Consider the following 15,878-nt stretch of genomic DNA (forward strand, 5'->3'; position numbering starts at 1 on the left):
CATGCAGAACTCCGTATCGATCAAGGACCTTTCGCTCAGCTTCGGCGCGGTCAACGTGCTGGAAAACCTCAATCTCGACATCGGCGACGGCGAATTCCTGGTGCTTCTCGGTTCGTCCGGCTGCGGGAAATCGACCCTGCTCAACTGCATCGCCGGCCTTCTGGAGCCGACCGGCGGGCAGGTCTTCATCAAGAACAAGAACGTCACCTGGGAGGAGCCGAAGGACCGCGGCATCGGCATGGTGTTCCAGTCCTACGCGCTCTACCCGCAGATGACGGTGGAGAAAAACCTCTCCTTCGGTCTGCAGGTCGCCAAGGTACCGAAGCCGGAGATCGACAAGCGCATCGCCCGCGCCGCCGAAATCCTGCAGATCGGCCCGCTCCTCAAGCGCAAGCCCTCGGAACTCTCCGGTGGCCAGCGTCAACGCGTGGCGATCGGCCGGGCGCTGGTGCGCGATGTCGACGTCTTCCTGTTCGACGAGCCGCTCTCCAATCTCGATGCGAAACTGCGCTCGGAACTGCGTGTGGAAATCAAGCGGCTGCACCAGTCGCTGAAGAACACGATGGTCTACGTCACCCACGACCAGATCGAGGCGCTGACGCTCGCCGACCGCATCGCCATCATGAAGAGCGGTGTCATCCAGCAGCTCGCCGATCCCAACACGATCTACAATGCGCCGAAAAACATGTTCGTCGCCGGCTTCATCGGCTCCCCGTCGATGAATTTTTTGCGCGGCGAGATTGCAGCGCGGGACGGCAGGCCGGTCTTCGCGACCAATGGCGTCGATTTCGCGCTCGACGGCTATCGCGCGTTGGACCTGCTCCAGCCCGGCCGGAACGTCGTGCTCGGCGTGCGGCCGGAACATGTCGCGGTCAATGCCGAGGGCATCGAGACCCACAAGGCGACCGTCGACATCGAGGAGCCGATGGGGGCCGACAACCTGCTCTGGCTCAGACATGCCGGTCATACCCTTTCCGTCCGCGTCGGTGGGGCGCGGCGCATTGCGCCGGGAACCGCTGTCACGCTCGCCTTCGACATGGGGCTCGCCTCGCTGTTCGATGCGCAGACGGAGGAGCGGATCTAGGGCCGGCACGGCTTGCCTCCCTTCAAGCCGGTTTTCCACTTTCAGCAAGACGAGGATTTCTTGATGCAGACAGTCAGTTTCCAGCTTTACAGCGCCCGTGACTTCCAGCCTTTTTCGGCGGTTTTCCGCATCCTTGCCGGGGCAGGCTACAAGCAGGTGGAGGGGTATGGCGCCCTCTATGCCGCGCTCGACGATGCGATGATCCTTGCGGTGAAGGCCGATCTCGATGCGAACGGCCTCACCATGCCGACCGCCCATTTCAGCCTCGATATGCTTGAGAGCGAGCCGGAACGCGTGCTTGCCATCTGCCGCACGCTCGGCATCGTCGCTGTCTACTGCCCCTATCTCCTGCCGGAGGACCGTCCGACGGATGCCGCCGGCTGGCGCGCCTTCGGCGAGCGCCTGCAGAAGGCCGGCGAGCCAATCCGCAAGGACGGTCTTACCTTCGGCTGGCACAATCATGACTTCGAGTTCTTCACGCTGCCCGACGGTACGGTGCCGCTGGATCACCTCTTTGCCGGTGGTCCGGACCTCGCCTGGGAGGCGGATATCGCCTGGATCATCCGTGGCGGTGCGGATCCCTTCGACTGGATCAGAAAATACGGCGATCGCATCACCGCCGTGCACGTCAAGGACATCGCGCCCAAAGGCGAGAATGCCGACGAGGACGGCTGGGCGGATGTCGGCCACGGTATCGTGCCCTGGGCGGATCTGGCCAAGGCGCTCGCCGGCTCGCCCGTGCGGCATTTCATCGTCGAACATGACAACCCCAAGGATATCGCACGGCTCGCCACGCGTTCGATCGCGACCATCAAGGCATTTTAAGGACTGACCGCCATGAGCAAGGAATACGGAGTCGGCATCATCGGCTGCGGCAACATTTCGAGTGCCTATTTCAGGCTGATCCCGACGTTCAGGAACCTGAGGCTCGTCGCCTGCGCCGACATCAACCCTGCCGCATCCAGAGCGCGGTCGGAGGCGTTCGGCGTGGAAGCGCAGGAGATCGAGGCGCTGCTCGCCAGCCCTTCCGTCGATGTCGTCGTCAACCTGACGGTACCGGAGGCACACTACCCGGTCTCGAAAAGGGCGTTGGAGGCCGGAAAGCACGTCTATTCCGAAAAACCGTTCGTGCTGACGCTGGAGCAGGGCGAGGATCTTCGTCGCATCGCCGATGCCAGGGGGCTGAAGGTCGGTTCGGCGCCGGATACCTATCTTGGCGGCGCGCACCAGTTCGTGCGCCATCTCATCGACAGCGGCAGGGTCGGCAAGATCATGTCCGGCACCGCGCATGTGCTGGGGCCGGGCATGGAGAGCTGGCATCCGAACCCGGACTTCTTCTTCGCGCCGGGCGGCGGGCCGGTCCTCGATATGGGGCCTTACTACGTCAACAACCTCGTTAATCTCGTCGGGCCGGTGCGGCGCGTCGTGGCGTTCGCCAACCGGGCGCATGAGACGCGCACCATCGGCAACGGTCCCCGTCTCGGCGAGAAGGTGCCGGTGGCCGTCGCGACGAACATCCATGCCATCCTCGACTTCGTCAGCGGCGCGCAGGTCTCGCTGATGGCGAGCTGGGACGTCTGGGCGCATCGCCACCAGAACATGGAGCTCTACGGCACCGAAGGTGCCGTCTTCGTACCCGATCCGAATTTCTTCGGCGGCACGGTGGAGGTCGCCGGCACGGACCGCGAGCCTGTCGCGGTGGAGGTTTGGGATCACCCGCTGACGGCGCAGAACTACCAGTTCGACTGGGGTCGGCAGGCGAACTACCGCGGCATCGGCCTTGCCGACATGATGGAGGCGGTGACGACCGGCCGCGACTATCGCTGCTCGCTCGACCGCTCGCTGCACACGATCGACGTCCTAACCGCGATCCTGCGCTCGGCCGGGGAGGGCAGGGCGGTGGATATCGTGACGACCTGCACGCAGCCTGCGGCGTTGGGCATCGAGGAGGCGCGGGCGCTTTTGTGGTAATATTGTCCGCGGCCCCCCTCATCCGGCCTGCCGGCCACCTTCTCCCCGCAAGCGGGGCGAAGGGGATATGCCGTACCGTTCTCCCCAACCAATACCCGTTCGTGGGGCAAGTCCCCTCTCTCCGCTTGCGGGGAGAGGGGGAAAAGCCTCTTGTCGCGATGCGCGGGAGAGCGGTATTGAGACTCGCCCCGAAAGAACGAAGGAATTTATCATGGCCTGGCAGCCTGCGGAAAACCGTTACGACACGATGACCTACAACCGGCTGGGACGGACCGGCCTGAAGCTGCCGGCGATCTCGCTCGGGCTCTGGCACAATTTCGGCGACGACACGCCGCATGACCGTAAAGTCGATATGTGCCGCACTGCCTTCGACCTCGGCATTACCCATTTCGACCTCGCCAACAATTACGGCCCGCCGCCCGGCACGGCCGAAATCGCCTTCGGCGAGATCCTGCGCACGGATTTCGCCCATCTGCGCGACGAGCTGATCATTTCCTCGAAGGCCGGTTACGACATGTGGCCGGGTCCCTATGGCGAGTGGGGCAGCCGCAAGTACCTGATCGCCTCCTGCGACCAGAGCCTGAAGCGCATGGGTCTCGACTATGTCGACATCTTCTATTCCCACCGCTTCGATCCGGAGACGCCTCTCGAAGAAACCTGCGGCGCGCTCGACTATATCGTGCGCTCCGGCCGCGCGCTCTATGTCGGCATCTCCTCCTACAATTCGCAGCGCACCCGCGAGGCGGCGGCGATCCTGAAGGACCTCGGCACGCCCTGCATCATCCACCAACCGAGCTATTCCATGCTCAACCGCTGGATCGAGACCGATGGCCTCGTCGATACGCTGGACGAACTCGGCATCGGTTCCATCGTCTTTTCGCCGTTGGCGCAGGGCATGCTGACCGCGAAATATCTCGGGGGCATTCCGGGTGACAGCCGCGCGGCGCTGAACCACTTCCTCAAGACGGACTTCATCCGCCCCGAGATCATCGACAATGTCCGCAAGCTGAACGAGATCGCCGAGCGGCGCGGCCAGACGCTGGCGCAGATGGCGATCGCCTGGGTGCTGCGCGGCGGACGCATCACCTCCGCGCTGATCGGCGCCAGCCGCTCCGCGCAGATCGTCGACTGCGTCAAGGCACTGGAAAAGCCGGACTTTACCGCGGAAGAACTGGCCGCGATCGACACCTATAGCCAGGGTGCGGACATCAACCTCTGGAAGAAGTCCGCCGAACTCGACTGACGGGATGGCTCGCCCGGCCGCAAGGCCGGGCGAGCACCTCATCCGCTTATCCCGCCTTGCGGGCCCAGAGCGGGAAGGGGTCCGGCAGGTTTACCCAGCGGGCAGGCTCGAATGTTTCCGCCTCGACAAGACAGGCGTCCAGCCGGCGGCGGAGCGCGGCTTCATCCATCGGGTCCGCGCCGATGAAGACGAGCTCCTGCCGCCGGTCGCCCCAGACGGGATCCGAGGCGCTGGCAATGGCCTCCACTGCCGCCGGATCCTGCGGCCAGTGCTGGCGTGGCACGGCGGCCCACCAGAGACCGAGCCGGCCGCTCCGGACCAGCGCGCCCGCCTGGCTCAGCTCGCCGACATGGTGCGGCCGGGTGGCAAGCCAGAAGAAGCCCTTGGCGCGGACGACGCCGGGCCAGGTCTCGCCGAGGAAGGCCTTGAAGCGGGCCGGATGGAAGGGTTTCTTCGCACGGTAGACGAAGGAGCGGATGCCGTATTCTTCGGTCTCCGGCACATGGTCCCTGAAGCCGTGCAGTTCCTTGAACCAGAGCGGGTGTTCGCTCGCCTTCTCGAAATCGAAGCGGCCGGTGCCGAGGATGTCGGCAAGCTCGACGCGGCCGAAATCCGTTTCGACGATGCGGGCGGAGCTGTTGAGGCTGCCGACGATCTGGCGTGCCGCGCGAAGGTCGTCGGGGCTCGCCGCGCCGGTCTTGTTGAGCACGATGACATCGGAAAATTCGATCTGTTCGACGAGCAGTTCCACCAGCGTGCGCGTGTCGCCTTCGCCCGCCGTTTCGCCGCGATCGGCGAGAAAGTCCTCGGACGCATAGTCCTTCAGCAGGTTGGCGGCATCGACGACCGTCACCATCGTGTCCAGCCGGGCGACATCCGACAGGCTCAGGCCGTTTTCGTCGCGGAAATCGAAGGTGGTGGCGACGGGCAGCGGCTCGGAAATGCCGCTCGATTCGATCAGCAGGTAGTCGAAGCGGTTCATCTCCGCCAGCCGGCGGACCTCGGCGAGGAGGTCGTCGCGCAGCGTGCAGCAGATGCAGCCGTTCGTCATCTCGACGAGCTGTTCGTCGGTGCGCGAAAGGTCGGCCCCGCCGTCGCGGATGAGGGCGGCGTCGATGTTGACCTCGCTCATGTCGTTGACGATGACCGCGACACGCAGGCCGCTGCGGTTGTTCAGAACATGGTTGAGCAGCGTCGTCTTGCCGGCGCCGAGGAAGCCGGAGAGGACGGTGACGGGAAGGCGGTTGTCCATGGGCGATTGCCTCTTAATGTTATACTATTACATTCTTGGGGCCGAAAAAGGCGGGATGCTCCCGCCTCGTTCGTGTGTTCATCCTATCGACCGGATCGCACCGCATTTCCGCGCTTGCCCCGGCTATCCGACCGGCATGCCCGGTCTTGGATGCCCGGATCAGGCCCGCGCATGACGGAGGAAGGTGAGCGTGCCGTGCTCACCGGTCGGGGAGCGGATCACGGGTCCATTCCGGGTCGCACTCAGCCTTTCTGACCGAGGCAATCGCGCAGCGAGGTCGCAATGCTCCGCATCAGGGTGAAGTAGAGGTCCGCGCCGGGCTCCAGCGTGGCGGCTTCCGGGTCGAGCGTTCCGGATTTCGCGTCGGTGCCTTCGATGACGACGTTCACCAGCTTGGGTTCGAACTGCGGCTCGGCGAAGACGCAGGTTGCGCCGAGCGTCTTCACCTTCTCGCGGATTTCCGTGAGGCGGGCGGCGCCGGGCATGGTTTCCGGGCTGACGGTGATGGAGCCGACGGTGGCCACGCCGTAATGGTGCTCGAAATACTGGTAGGCGTCGTGGAAGACGATGAAGGGCTTGTCCTTCACGGGGGCGACGGTTTCCGCGATCTCCTTGTCGAGTGCGCCGAGCTTCTCGGTGAGCGCCGCAAGGTTCGCCTGATAGGCGGCGGCATGGTCGGGATCCTTTTCCGACAGGACACGGGCGGCTTCGGCGGCGATGGCGCGGGCATTGTCCGGGCTCAACCAGAGATGCATGTCGAAGGCGCCGTGTTCATGCCCTTCGTGCCCGGCTTCCCCGGCATGGCCGCCGTCTGCCTCCTTGCCGTGGTCGTGGCCTTCCTCGCCATGGGCGTGATCGTGTCCGTCCTCGCCCTCATGGTCATGTGCCTCGAACGGGCCACCTTCGCGGAAGGGCAGCTTTTCGAGGCCGGGCGCATCCTCCAGTTCCACGACGGTCGCCTTGCCGCCGAGCGCTTCAAGCGGCTTTTCGAGGAAGGCTTCGAGGCCGTGCCCCACCCAGAAGACCACGTCCGCATCCTGCAGGGCGGCCGCATTGGACGGCTTCAAGGCATAGGTATGCGGCGAGGCGCCGCCCTCGACGATCAAGGCCGGCTCGCCGACGCCCTGCATGATCGCGGTGACGAGCGAATGGATCGGCTTGATCGACACGACCACGTCAGGCGTCTCGGCCCGCGCGGCGATGGTGCCGGCGGAAAAAAGCGCTGTGGTGAGGAGGAGGGTGCGAACGGCCTTTTGCATGGGGATCTCCGTCTTGAATTGCAATGTAATGTTATTACATCAATTGCGTTATGCTATAACGTGTGCCATACCCTGACGCAACAGGCTTTTGGAAAAATGATGCTGCAGACCCCCACCAAGACCGTCCAGCCGCTCGTCTCGCTTGCGGGCGTCGGCGTTCGTCGCCAGGGCCGCTGGCTCGTGCGCGGCGTGGAGTTCTCCATTGCACCGGGCGAGATCGTCACATTGATCGGCCCCAACGGGTCCGGCAAGTCGACGACGGCCAAGACGGCGATCGGCGTGCTGAAGGCCGACGAGGGCCGGGTGGAGCGTAAGGCCGGCCTCAAGGTCGGATACGTGCCGCAGAAGCTGTCGATCGACTGGACCATGCCGCTCACCGTGGACCGGCTGATGACGCTGACCTCGCCGCTGAAGGGCGCGGAGATCGATGCCGCGCTGGAGGCGACCGGCATCCGGCATCTCGCGCGCGCAGAGGTGCAGCACCTGTCGGGCGGCGAGTTCCAGCGTGCGCTGCTGGCCCGGGCGATCGCCCGCAAGCCGGACCTCCTGGTGCTCGACGAGCCGGTGCAGGGCGTCGATTTTTCCGGTGAGATCGCGCTCTACGACCTCATCAAGACGATCCGCAACACCACGGGCTGCGGCATCCTGCTGATCTCGCACGACCTGCATGTGGTGATGGCGGAGACCGACACCGTCATCTGCCTCAACGGCCATGTCTGTTGCCGGGGAACGCCGGAGACCGTCAGCCAGAGCCCGGAATATCTGAAACTGTTCGGCGCCCGTGCCGGCCAGACGCTCGCTTTCTACAACCACAACCACGACCATACGCACCTGCCGGACGGCCGGGTGCTGCATGCCGACGGCTCGATCACCGACGATTGCCGGCCAGAAGACGGGCGCCCCGTCGATATCCTGCCGACCGGCGGGCGGGCGGGGCCGATGCGCATCGGCCATGTGCATGGCCCGAACTGCGGCTGCGACCACGGACCGGCGCCGGCCCGCAGCGGCGAGGAGCGGCGCGATGCTTGACGATTTCTTCATCCGTGCCCTCGTTGCCGGCGTGGGACTGGCGATCACCGCCGGGCCGCTCGGCTGTTTCGTCGTCTGGCGGCGCATGGCCTATTTCGGTGACACGATGGCGCATTCGGCGCTGCTCGGCGTCGCGCTGTCGCTGTTGATGGAGTTCAACCTCCTGCTCTCCGTTTTCATCGTCGCCGCGTCCGTCTCGCTTCTCCTCCTGCTGTTGCAAAGGCGTGGCACGCTTTCCACCGACGCGCTGCTCGGCATCCTCTCGCATGCGACGCTGGCGATCGGCCTCGTCATCGTCTCCTTCATGACCTGGGTGCGCATCGACCTCGTCGGCTTCTTGTTCGGTGACATTCTCGCCGTCACGCGCGCCGACGTGGACCTCGTCTGGGGCGGCGGCGTGCTCGTCACCTTCGCCATTATCTGGTTGTGGCGCCCGCTGATCGCCTCGACGGTGAACCCGGAACTGGCGGAGGCGGAAGGCCTGCAGCCGGAACGCACGCGGCTTGCCTTCATGCTCCTGATGGCACTCGTCATCGCCATCGCCATGAAGATCGTCGGCATCCTGCTGATCACCTCGCTGCTGATCATTCCCGCGGCCACGGCCCGGCGCTTTTCCACGAGCCCGGAGATCATGGCGGTGCTCGCCTCGGTCGTCGGGGCACTCGCCGTTGTCGGCGGGCTCTTCGGTTCCTTGAAATTCGACACGCCCTCCGGTCCCTCGATCGTGGTTGCAGCCTTGGCTCTGTTCATTCTAAGCCTGCTCACCAGGCCGAGGACGAGCGGAGCGGATCATTCGCCAGCAAGCCAGGGAGGTCGGGCATGACCACGCAACCATTGACGCGCAACCAGGGCCTCGTCTTCGACGTGCTGTCGCATTCCGAAGGCCCGCTGAGCGCCTATTCGATCCTCGACAAGCTGCGCGACAACGGGTTTCGTGCGCCGCTGCAGGTCTACCGGGCCCTCGACAAGTTGCTGGAATTCGGCCTCGTGCACCGGCTCGAAAGCATCAATGCCTTCGTCGCCTGCGCCCATCCGGAGGACGGCTGTCACGCCCACGGCATCACCGCCTTCACGATCTGCGAGACCTGCGGCAAGGTCACCGAGTTCCACGACCACGTCATCGAGGACCGGCTGAAGGGCTTTGCGATGGACCGCAATTTCAAGACCGGCAAGACGACGATCGAGATTCGCGGCACCTGTGCGGGCTGTGCCTAGAGCGCTTCCGCCGAAGCGTGAGCGCTTCCGCCGAAGCGTGAGCGCTTCGGCTGGCTCGGCTAGAGGTCTCAACCCGCCTTCTTGTCGAAGATCGCCTCGACGGCGCGGATGGTCGAGGGGCCGAACTGGCCGTCGATCGCGCCGGAATAGACGCCCGCCTCGACCAGCCGCTGCTGGAGGGCCTTGCGGAATTTGAGCGACCAGGCCGTGGTGTTGTCCTTCATCTGGTAGCGCGCGCCCTGGTGGCCGAGGCGAAGGGCTTTCTCCATCCAGGCCGCTGCCGTGACGGGATCGTTTTCCGTGTCGATGCCGTCGAGAATGGCGGCGGCGTTCTGGGCGCCCTGGCCATTGCCGTTCTCCGCGGCCTTCGCATACCATTTCAATGCTTCCTGCTTGTCCTTGCGCACCGCGCGGCCGCGTTCGTACATGGTGCCGATGTTGTTATAGGCCTGCGCGTTTCCGGCATCGGCGGCTTTCCGGTACCATTCCAGGGCCAGCGCATGGTTCTGCTCGACCCCGTCGCCGTTGGTCAGTGCGAAGCCGAGGCTGGTCATGGCTTCGGCGTTGCCGGCCTCCGCGGCCTTGCTGAACCAGCGGTAGGCCTCCTTCTTGTCCTTGGCGACACCCAGCCCTTCATCATAGAGGAGGCCGACCTTGTTCATCGCGAAGGCATTGCCGAGGTCCGCGGATTTGCGGAACCAGCGCATGGCCTCGGCGCGATCCTGCGCCGTGCCTTCGCCATTCTCGTAGAGAATCGCAAGATTGCGCATCGCTTGGTGGTTGCCGAGATCGGCGGCCTTGCGATACTGCGCCAGCGCTTCGGCAAAGCGGCCGCCATTGTCCAGCGCCCGGCCGAGCTGGTAGGCGAAGCGCTTTTCGTCGGGATTCTCGCGTATCGCCGCCTCGCAGGCCGGTATCGCGCGGGCGAAATCGATCTTGTAGAAATCGACGCCCTTGGCGGCGGCCAGCTTGAACGGGTCGTTCTCGGCGGCCGCCAGGCGGTCGCATTCGGTTTCGCCGAATGTTTCCTGGCGGCTGACGGCGGGGGCGAGCGCGGCCATGCGCTGGCGGGCGATGTTGGCAAAGGCGCAGGCCGGGAAAAGGCGCAGATGATCCTCGAACATCGCCTTGTCCTTGCTCTCGCGGATTTCCGCCCAGTGCGCGCTCGCATCCCGGCAGGGATCGCCCTGGCCTATGGCGCTGCCGGCGGCGTCGGGCGCAAGGCCTTCGCCCAGCATGACCGTCTCGAACAGCGAGCCGGTCTTGAACGGACGCTGCTTGCCGCCCGTCGCCTCGAACACGTCCTTGGCGACCGCGCGCAGCGCCGCCTCGATCTCCAGCCCCGGTGTGACGAGGTGGCGGGAAAGCGCCGCGGCATAAGGGCTCATCGCGCCGTCGCCGTCGAGCGCCACGTCGCCGGGCGCAGTGGCATAGCCGATCAGCATGTTGCTTTCGGCGCTGTCGACGCGGGCGAGGCCCCGGGTGGGGATGCCGCGGGTGGAAAGCCGCTTCATGGAGGTGAGGAACGGGTTGTCGCGACAGGCATCCAGCAGCACGAGCTTCAGCTTCGTGGCGCCGGCCAGCGCATGCAGGAGGTCGTCGAGCAGGATCGTCTCGTATTTGACGTCGCGGTCCGAGGCGAGCTTCGCATCGACGGGGATGAGGAAATTGTCGCCGCTCACCTCGATGCCATGGCCGGAATAGTAGATGAGGCCGATATCGGCACCGGCGACCTTTTCCTCGAAGCCGGCAAGGGCCTGCGACATCGCCGCGCGGCCGGCGTTCTCGAGCACCGTCACCTCGAAGCCGGCCGTCTCCAGCGTCGCCTTCATCGCCGTGATGTCGTTGGGCGGGTTCTTCAGCACTGTCGCCGGCGCGGCATAGGTGGCATTGCCGATCAAAAGGGCGGCCTTGCGCGCGGCAAGGGCCGGCTGGCCGATGACGACGGCAAGAAGCAGGATGGCGAGACGAAGCAGCATGGTCCCCTCACGCGGCCTTCATGGCGAGGAGAAGTATGCCGCAACCCTGTCGGGCGGGGAAGTTTTTCCGGTGGATTTTTTCCGGTCGAATGCCGGGATCAGAGCGCCTTGAGGCCGATCTTGAAGCGCTGCCAGTTGCGCACATAGCTTTCGGCGGAGCGCTGGAGCCCGGCGACCGCCTCGTCGTCGAGCGTGCGGATCGCCTTGGCGGGCGCGCCGACGATCAGCGAATTGTCCGGGAAAACCTTGCCTTCCGTCACCAGCGCATTGGCACCGACGAGGCAGTTCTTGCCGATGACCGCACCGTTCAGCACCGTCGCGCCCATGCCGATCAAGGAGTTGTTGCCGATGGTGCAGCCGTGGATGATGGCGCTGTGACCGATCGTGCAGCCTTCGCCGATCGTTACTGGTCTGCCGGGGTCGACATGCACGATCACGCCCTCCTGGATGTTCGAGCGCGCGCCGATGGTGATCGGCTCGTTGTCGCCGCGCAGCGTCGCGCCGAACCAGATGCCGACATCCTCGCCAAGGACGACCCTGCCGATGACGTTCGCATCCGGCGCCACCCAGTAGCGGTCGCCTTGGGGAAGGGACGGGGCGTGGTCGTCGAGGGCGTAGAGCGGCATGGTTTCCTCCGGCAGGTCTGATTCCTGTCCTCACTCTAGCACCGGTGAAGGAGGGCGGGGAAAGGCCAGGGTGGTTTTTCCGGGCCATATGGAGTATGAGCCGCGCCATGACGAACGCAGCCACATTCTACCACCAGGCCGTGACAACGGGGACGAAGATTTTCGCCACCGCGCCGATGATCGATTGGAGTGATCGCCACTACCGCGTCTTCGCGCGCCAGCTCACGACGAATGCGCTACTGTTCACCGAGATGATCGTCGCCGATGCGATCCTGCGCGGCGACCGCGAACGGCTGCTCGGCTTCGACGCCGTGGAACAGCCCGTCGCGCTCCAGCTCGGCGGCAACGATCCGGCAAAACTGGCCGAGGCGGCGCGGATCGGCGAGGGGTTTGGCTATGCCGAGATCAACCTCAATGTCGGCTGCCCTTCGGACCGGGTGCAGTCCGGCACGTTCGGGGCCTGCCTGATGCGCGAGCCGCAGCTCGTCGCCGATTGCGTGGCGGCGATGAAGGCGGCGGTTGCCATTCCCGTCACCGTCAAATGTCGCATCGGCGTCGACGACCAGGATCCGGAGGTGGCGCTGCGCGATCTTGTTTCGCGCGTGAAGAGCGCCGGAACGGACGCCGTCTGGGTCCATGCGCGCAAGGCGTGGCTCCAGGGGCTCTCGCCGAAGGAGAACCGGGACATTCCGCCGCTCGACTACGGCCTGGTGCGCCGGCTGAAAGCGGAGAACCCAGACCTTTTCGTCGGGCTCAACGGCGGGCTTCACACCCTCAGCCAGGCGCTCGAAGAGATGACGGGGCTGGATGGCGTCATGCTCGGACGGGCTGCCTATCAGGATAGCGGCATCCTTGCGGGCGTGGATACTCTTTTTCTGCATCCGCTCCGGACGGGCGGTCGGCTGTCGGATCCGAAGGTGCTTTCCACGGAATATTGGGAAGCGGTGCGGGATGCGATGATGGCCTATGCGGGCGGGGTGATCGCCCGCGGCGGACGGGTGGCGCACGTCACGCGGCACATGATCGGGCTCTTCCAGGGCTTTCCGGGCGCGCGAAAATACCGGCAGATCCTTTCGACCGACGCGACGAAGCCGGGGGCGGGGCCGGAGGTGATCGCGGCGGCCTTTGCTGCGGTGCTGTCCGCACGGGCCGAGACGGCCGCGGCGGCGGAGTAGCGCTTTCTGTGCATCGCCTTGCGCCGACCACAATTTCGTCCCCTCGGGGTCGGAGAGTTTGTTACAGAGACGACGCAGTGCAAAAAGACGGACAGGTGGCCGCGTGATCGATCCCTACGCCATGCTCGGAATAGAGCGCGATGCCGACGACAACCAGGTGAAGGCGGCCTATCGCAAGGCCGCTAAGGGCATGCATCCGGATTCCGGCGGCGACGCGGACCAGTTCGCCCGCCTCCAGACCTGCTACGACCTTTTGCGCGACCCCGTGCGCCGGAAAGTCTTCGACGACACCGGCTTCGACCCGCAGCTTGCCGACCCGCGCGACCTCAAGGGCCTGATGCTGCTCGAACCGCTGGTCAACGACGTGATCCTCGACGAGCGCGAGCCCGGCAGCTTCGATCCGCTGGCGGCGATGCGCCGAAAGCTCTCCGACGACATCGTCAAGAGCCGCTTCCACATCCTCGAGCTGGAGCGCCACCGCAACCGCGTGCGCCAGCATATCGACCGGCTCGGCCGCAAGCCCGGCACGGACTTTCTGGGCTCCATGCTGCGCGCCCGCTCGCAGTCGATCGCCGAGGCGATCCGCAATGCGGAGGGGCAGATTGCGGTCATCGAGCAGGCCTATTCCATGCTGGAAGGCTATTCCTACGAGCTGGCGGCGGCGCTCGAACCGCTGCCGGTCGAGGTGAAGGGCGAGGCGGCGGAATAGGCCGCCCGCGCCGTCTCAACGGGGGAGCGGCGGCTCGTCGCCCTCGTATCGCACCGGCAGCCTGTTTTTCGCCCGCGCGGCGGCGAAGGCGCGGTACTCCGCAAGCGCGGCACCGTGCAGGAGCGGGCGGGCGGCCTCCACCGCGGCGTCCTGAAGGGCGCGGGTCTCGCGCCAGGGCGAGGCGAAGGCGAGCTTTCCGCGGGAATTGCCGAAATCCCTGACAGCGCGCACGATCTGGACGAAATCGTCAAACAGGCGGCGCTGCTCCGCGTCGAGATGGCCGAGGCAGCAGGGTTCCTGCGTGTCGTGGAAGAACCAAGCGCAGTACCCGCGGCGGCGGCAGCTCCGGATGCGGCAGACGCGCTGCGGCAACGCCAGCATCTCGGCCGCGCGCACGAGGAGGGCAAGGTCGGACGGGGGAGGCTGGGGGCGATCGGCCATCGGGGCTCCTGTCGGGGTTGGGGCGGATGCCGCGCCGGCCCGCGCCGGTTGCGCGCTGCACGGGACAGCGGTCCTGCCGAGGGGGCGGAAGATCCGGTTCACCGGAAAGGCTTTCCGATCCCGTTTCCATCGCGTCGTCCGGCGGCGAAGCGGTCTCGTTTCAGCCGGACGGGCTCTTGTTCCCGTGTCCCGGCTTCACCGCCGTCTGCGGCGCGGGAAGGGGCGTCCCGGCCGGGCGGGCGCGGGTGGCGCGCCGGTTCCGGGGAGCGTGCGCTCAGGCGTTCGCCTTCCCGCGCGCAAAAAATGCGCCGGGGTGCGGGCATCGGGCTTCGGACGGGGCGCTGGAAGCCGCCGTGTCAGAAGAGTGTATATGACGCCTTTCAGCGCCCCGTTCGGCGGTTTTTGCCCGCGACTTGGGTCTCTCTGCAAAGGCTGGGCGCAAGAATGTTCGCCGCCGGTTTCCGGGGCGGGTTTTGTCCGGTTTTGCGTGCCGGGCGGGCTCACCTCGAGCCCTGCCCGGACGGAAAGGGTTTTGACGCCTTTCCCGGGAAAACGCCGCTCCGGCGGACGATGCCGACGCATCCATCACGCCCGGCCCCCTTGTGTGCCGCACAGGCACGCCCGGCGCGCCGTTCGAGGCATGAAGCGGAGGGCCCGGTCCGACGCCCCGCCGCTTCCCCCGTGTCGCCGGAGGGAGACCATCTTCCGCGAGCCCCCTTGGCGACGGCTTACGTCCGTCCCTCGCCAAAAGCGCCGACCCCGCCTCGCCGCAACGCCTTGCGGTGTATCCGCGGCGGGATGAGGGGAGTTTAATTCCGAGAGCTTGGGTGGGTACATTGCGGGCTATGTAGGACTGATTTTGTTGGGGAAAAAGCATCTTCGGCGCACGTCGGCATGCACTGTGCTATGGTAGGGTGAAATTTGAAATAGGTGGGGAAGTAGGTTTTAAATGCCTATAACTATAAGATCTCCGGATCTCTCAACGAATGCATCAAGTTTTGAAGAGATAGCGCGTTGGCATTTTCAATGTTCGGACGCTTCGAACGATCGAATTGAAATTGATCTCTCACGTGTTCGATGGATTGATGCGCACCTTTCTTCTTCGATCCTTTGTGTAATCCGTAAGATGCAAAGCCGCGGAAATAGCGTTGTTTTTACGAATACGTCTCCGCGTATAGTTGATATTATGCAGAGAAATGGGTTGTTCAATTCCGAAAATAGAGTTGAGACGGGTACTGTAATACCTTTGACGGCTTTCAGCAAATCTGATGGGGTTCTGTATTCAAATTTTATTCGTCAACATATGAAAAGAATGAGATTTCCGCAAATGACGGGAGTCTTGCGAGGGAAAATCTACGAAGGTCTCGATGAGATTTTTATAAACTCGTCTATTCATTCTTATTCTGACACAAAAATATTTGCATGTGGCCAGTTTTTCCCCAAGTATGAGAGAATCGATTTTTCGATAACCGATGGAGGAATAGGCATTCATGGCGCATACCGGCGTGCATTCGGACGTGATATAAGCGCAGTCGCTGCAATTGACTGGGCGATGACCGAGGGAAGCACTACGCGAGTAGGAGACATTCCTGGAGGGTTGGGGCTAAAAATATTGAGGCAATTTATTCGCTTAAATATGGGTAGATTCATATTGGTGACCGGAAATGGCTGTTGGATGGAGCAGCAAGGCGTTACAGAACGAAAACAGCTTGCTTTTGAGTTTCCTGGGACGGTGGTCACAATTGAGGTCAATACAGCTGATACAAAGAGCTATGAATTAGCTCAAGTTCCAGATCCCTCGAATCTATGGTGATTTAGCCGCCTTAATGCATAGCACCGGACGTTTTGGCGACGAGAGGCAGGCTTTTGCTGGCTGCGCGACACCGCAGGCAAGT

General features: G+C 64.4%; 15 protein-coding genes. 10 read left to right on the forward strand and 5 right to left on the reverse strand.

The features are described 5' to 3' along the window. The first annotated feature begins 1 nt into the window (after window position 1). From EXZ48_RS09880 to mgrA, 4 genes are all read left to right on the forward strand, one after another. Window positions 2-1,084, forward strand: coding sequence for an ABC transporter ATP-binding protein (locus EXZ48_RS09880; protein WP_130515637.1), 1,083 nt, complete (start codon window positions 2-4; stop codon window positions 1,082-1,084). 63 nt (window positions 1,085-1,147) lie between these two features. After that, entirely contained in the window at window positions 1,148-1,909 is a 762-nt protein-coding gene (locus EXZ48_RS09885) for a sugar phosphate isomerase/epimerase (protein ID WP_130515639.1), read from the forward strand. 12 nt (window positions 1,910-1,921) lie between these two features. Then, window positions 1,922-3,055 carry a Gfo/Idh/MocA family protein gene (locus EXZ48_RS09890; RefSeq protein WP_130515641.1) on the forward strand — a complete coding sequence of 378 codons (1,134 nt, stop codon included), beginning with the start codon at window positions 1,922-1,924 and terminating at the stop codon, window positions 3,053-3,055. Between the two features lie 211 nt (window positions 3,056-3,266). Then, window positions 3,267-4,298 (forward strand): L-glyceraldehyde 3-phosphate reductase, encoded by a 1,032-nt coding sequence (mgrA, locus tag EXZ48_RS09895; RefSeq protein WP_130515643.1) that lies wholly within the window; start codon window positions 3,267-3,269, stop codon window positions 4,296-4,298. A 46-nt stretch (window positions 4,299-4,344) separates the two neighbouring features. On the opposite strand, the gene zigA is transcribed toward mgrA, so the two are convergent. Continuing rightward, window positions 4,345-5,550 (reverse strand): zinc metallochaperone GTPase ZigA, encoded by a 1,206-nt coding sequence (gene zigA, locus EXZ48_RS09900; RefSeq protein ID WP_130515645.1) that lies wholly within the window; start codon window positions 5,548-5,550, stop codon window positions 4,345-4,347. 242 nt (window positions 5,551-5,792) lie between these two features. Then, window positions 5,793-6,809 (reverse strand): zinc ABC transporter substrate-binding protein ZnuA, encoded by a 1,017-nt coding sequence (gene znuA / locus EXZ48_RS09905; protein WP_130515648.1) that lies wholly within the window; start codon window positions 6,807-6,809, stop codon window positions 5,793-5,795. A gap of 99 nt (window positions 6,810-6,908) precedes the next feature. Between znuA and EXZ48_RS09910 the strand changes: the two genes are divergently transcribed. Genes EXZ48_RS09910 through EXZ48_RS09920 form a run of 3 tightly spaced genes read left to right on the forward strand, consistent with a single transcriptional unit; the run spans window position 6,909 to window position 9,053 of the window. Further along, the gene (locus EXZ48_RS09910; RefSeq protein WP_130515650.1) at window positions 6,909-7,838 is read left to right on the forward strand and encodes a metal ABC transporter ATP-binding protein; all 930 of its coding nucleotides are present in this window, start codon (window positions 6,909-6,911) and stop codon (window positions 7,836-7,838) included. Next, window positions 7,831-8,661, forward strand: a complete 831-nt coding sequence (znuB, locus tag EXZ48_RS09915; protein ID WP_023515520.1) for a zinc ABC transporter permease subunit ZnuB — start codon at window positions 7,831-7,833, stop codon at window positions 8,659-8,661. Before EXZ48_RS09910 ends, znuB begins: the two co-directional genes overlap by 8 nt. Beyond that, window positions 8,658-9,053, forward strand: a complete 396-nt coding sequence (locus EXZ48_RS09920) for a Fur family transcriptional regulator (RefSeq protein ID WP_023515521.1) — start codon at window positions 8,658-8,660, stop codon at window positions 9,051-9,053. The genes znuB and EXZ48_RS09920 overlap by 4 nt, the downstream gene beginning before the upstream one ends. Window positions 9,054-9,121: 68 nt before the next feature. Here EXZ48_RS09920 and EXZ48_RS09925 read toward each other — a convergent pair whose 3' ends face one another. Together EXZ48_RS09925 and EXZ48_RS09930 are read right to left on the reverse strand one after the other, a co-directional pair. Next, window positions 9,122-11,032, reverse strand: a complete 1,911-nt coding sequence (locus tag EXZ48_RS09925; RefSeq protein ID WP_130515652.1) for a caspase family protein — start codon at window positions 11,030-11,032, stop codon at window positions 9,122-9,124. Window positions 11,033-11,130: 98 nt separating this feature from the next. Continuing rightward, window positions 11,131-11,658 carry a gamma carbonic anhydrase family protein gene (locus EXZ48_RS09930; protein ID WP_130515654.1) on the reverse strand — a complete coding sequence of 176 codons (528 nt, stop codon included), beginning with the start codon at window positions 11,656-11,658 and terminating at the stop codon, window positions 11,131-11,133. A gap of 107 nt (window positions 11,659-11,765) precedes the next feature. Here EXZ48_RS09930 and dusA point away from each other — a divergent pair, with 107 nt between their 5' ends. Then, entirely contained in the window at window positions 11,766-12,833 is a 1,068-nt protein-coding gene (dusA, locus tag EXZ48_RS09935; protein ID WP_130515656.1) for a tRNA dihydrouridine(20/20a) synthase DusA, read from the forward strand. Between the two features lie 121 nt (window positions 12,834-12,954). After that, window positions 12,955-13,542, forward strand: coding sequence for a J domain-containing protein (locus tag EXZ48_RS09940; RefSeq protein WP_130515702.1), 588 nt, complete (start codon window positions 12,955-12,957; stop codon window positions 13,540-13,542). A gap of 15 nt (window positions 13,543-13,557) precedes the next feature. Here EXZ48_RS09940 and EXZ48_RS09945 read toward each other — a convergent pair whose 3' ends face one another. Continuing rightward, entirely contained in the window at window positions 13,558-13,983 is a 426-nt protein-coding gene (locus EXZ48_RS09945) for a hypothetical protein (protein ID WP_130515658.1), read from the reverse strand. Between the two features lie 1,201 nt (window positions 13,984-15,184). Here EXZ48_RS09945 and EXZ48_RS09950 point away from each other — a divergent pair. Beyond that, a complete protein-coding gene (locus EXZ48_RS09950; protein ID WP_130515660.1) occupies window positions 15,185-15,796 on the forward strand; it encodes a hypothetical protein in 612 nt (203 codons plus the stop codon). Window positions 15,797-15,878: the final 82 nt, after the last annotated feature.

Origin of the sequence: Shinella sp. JR1-6, assembly GCF_004284735.1 — a bacterium.
In the GTDB taxonomy this organism is placed as follows: Bacteria; Pseudomonadota; Alphaproteobacteria; order Rhizobiales; family Rhizobiaceae; genus Shinella.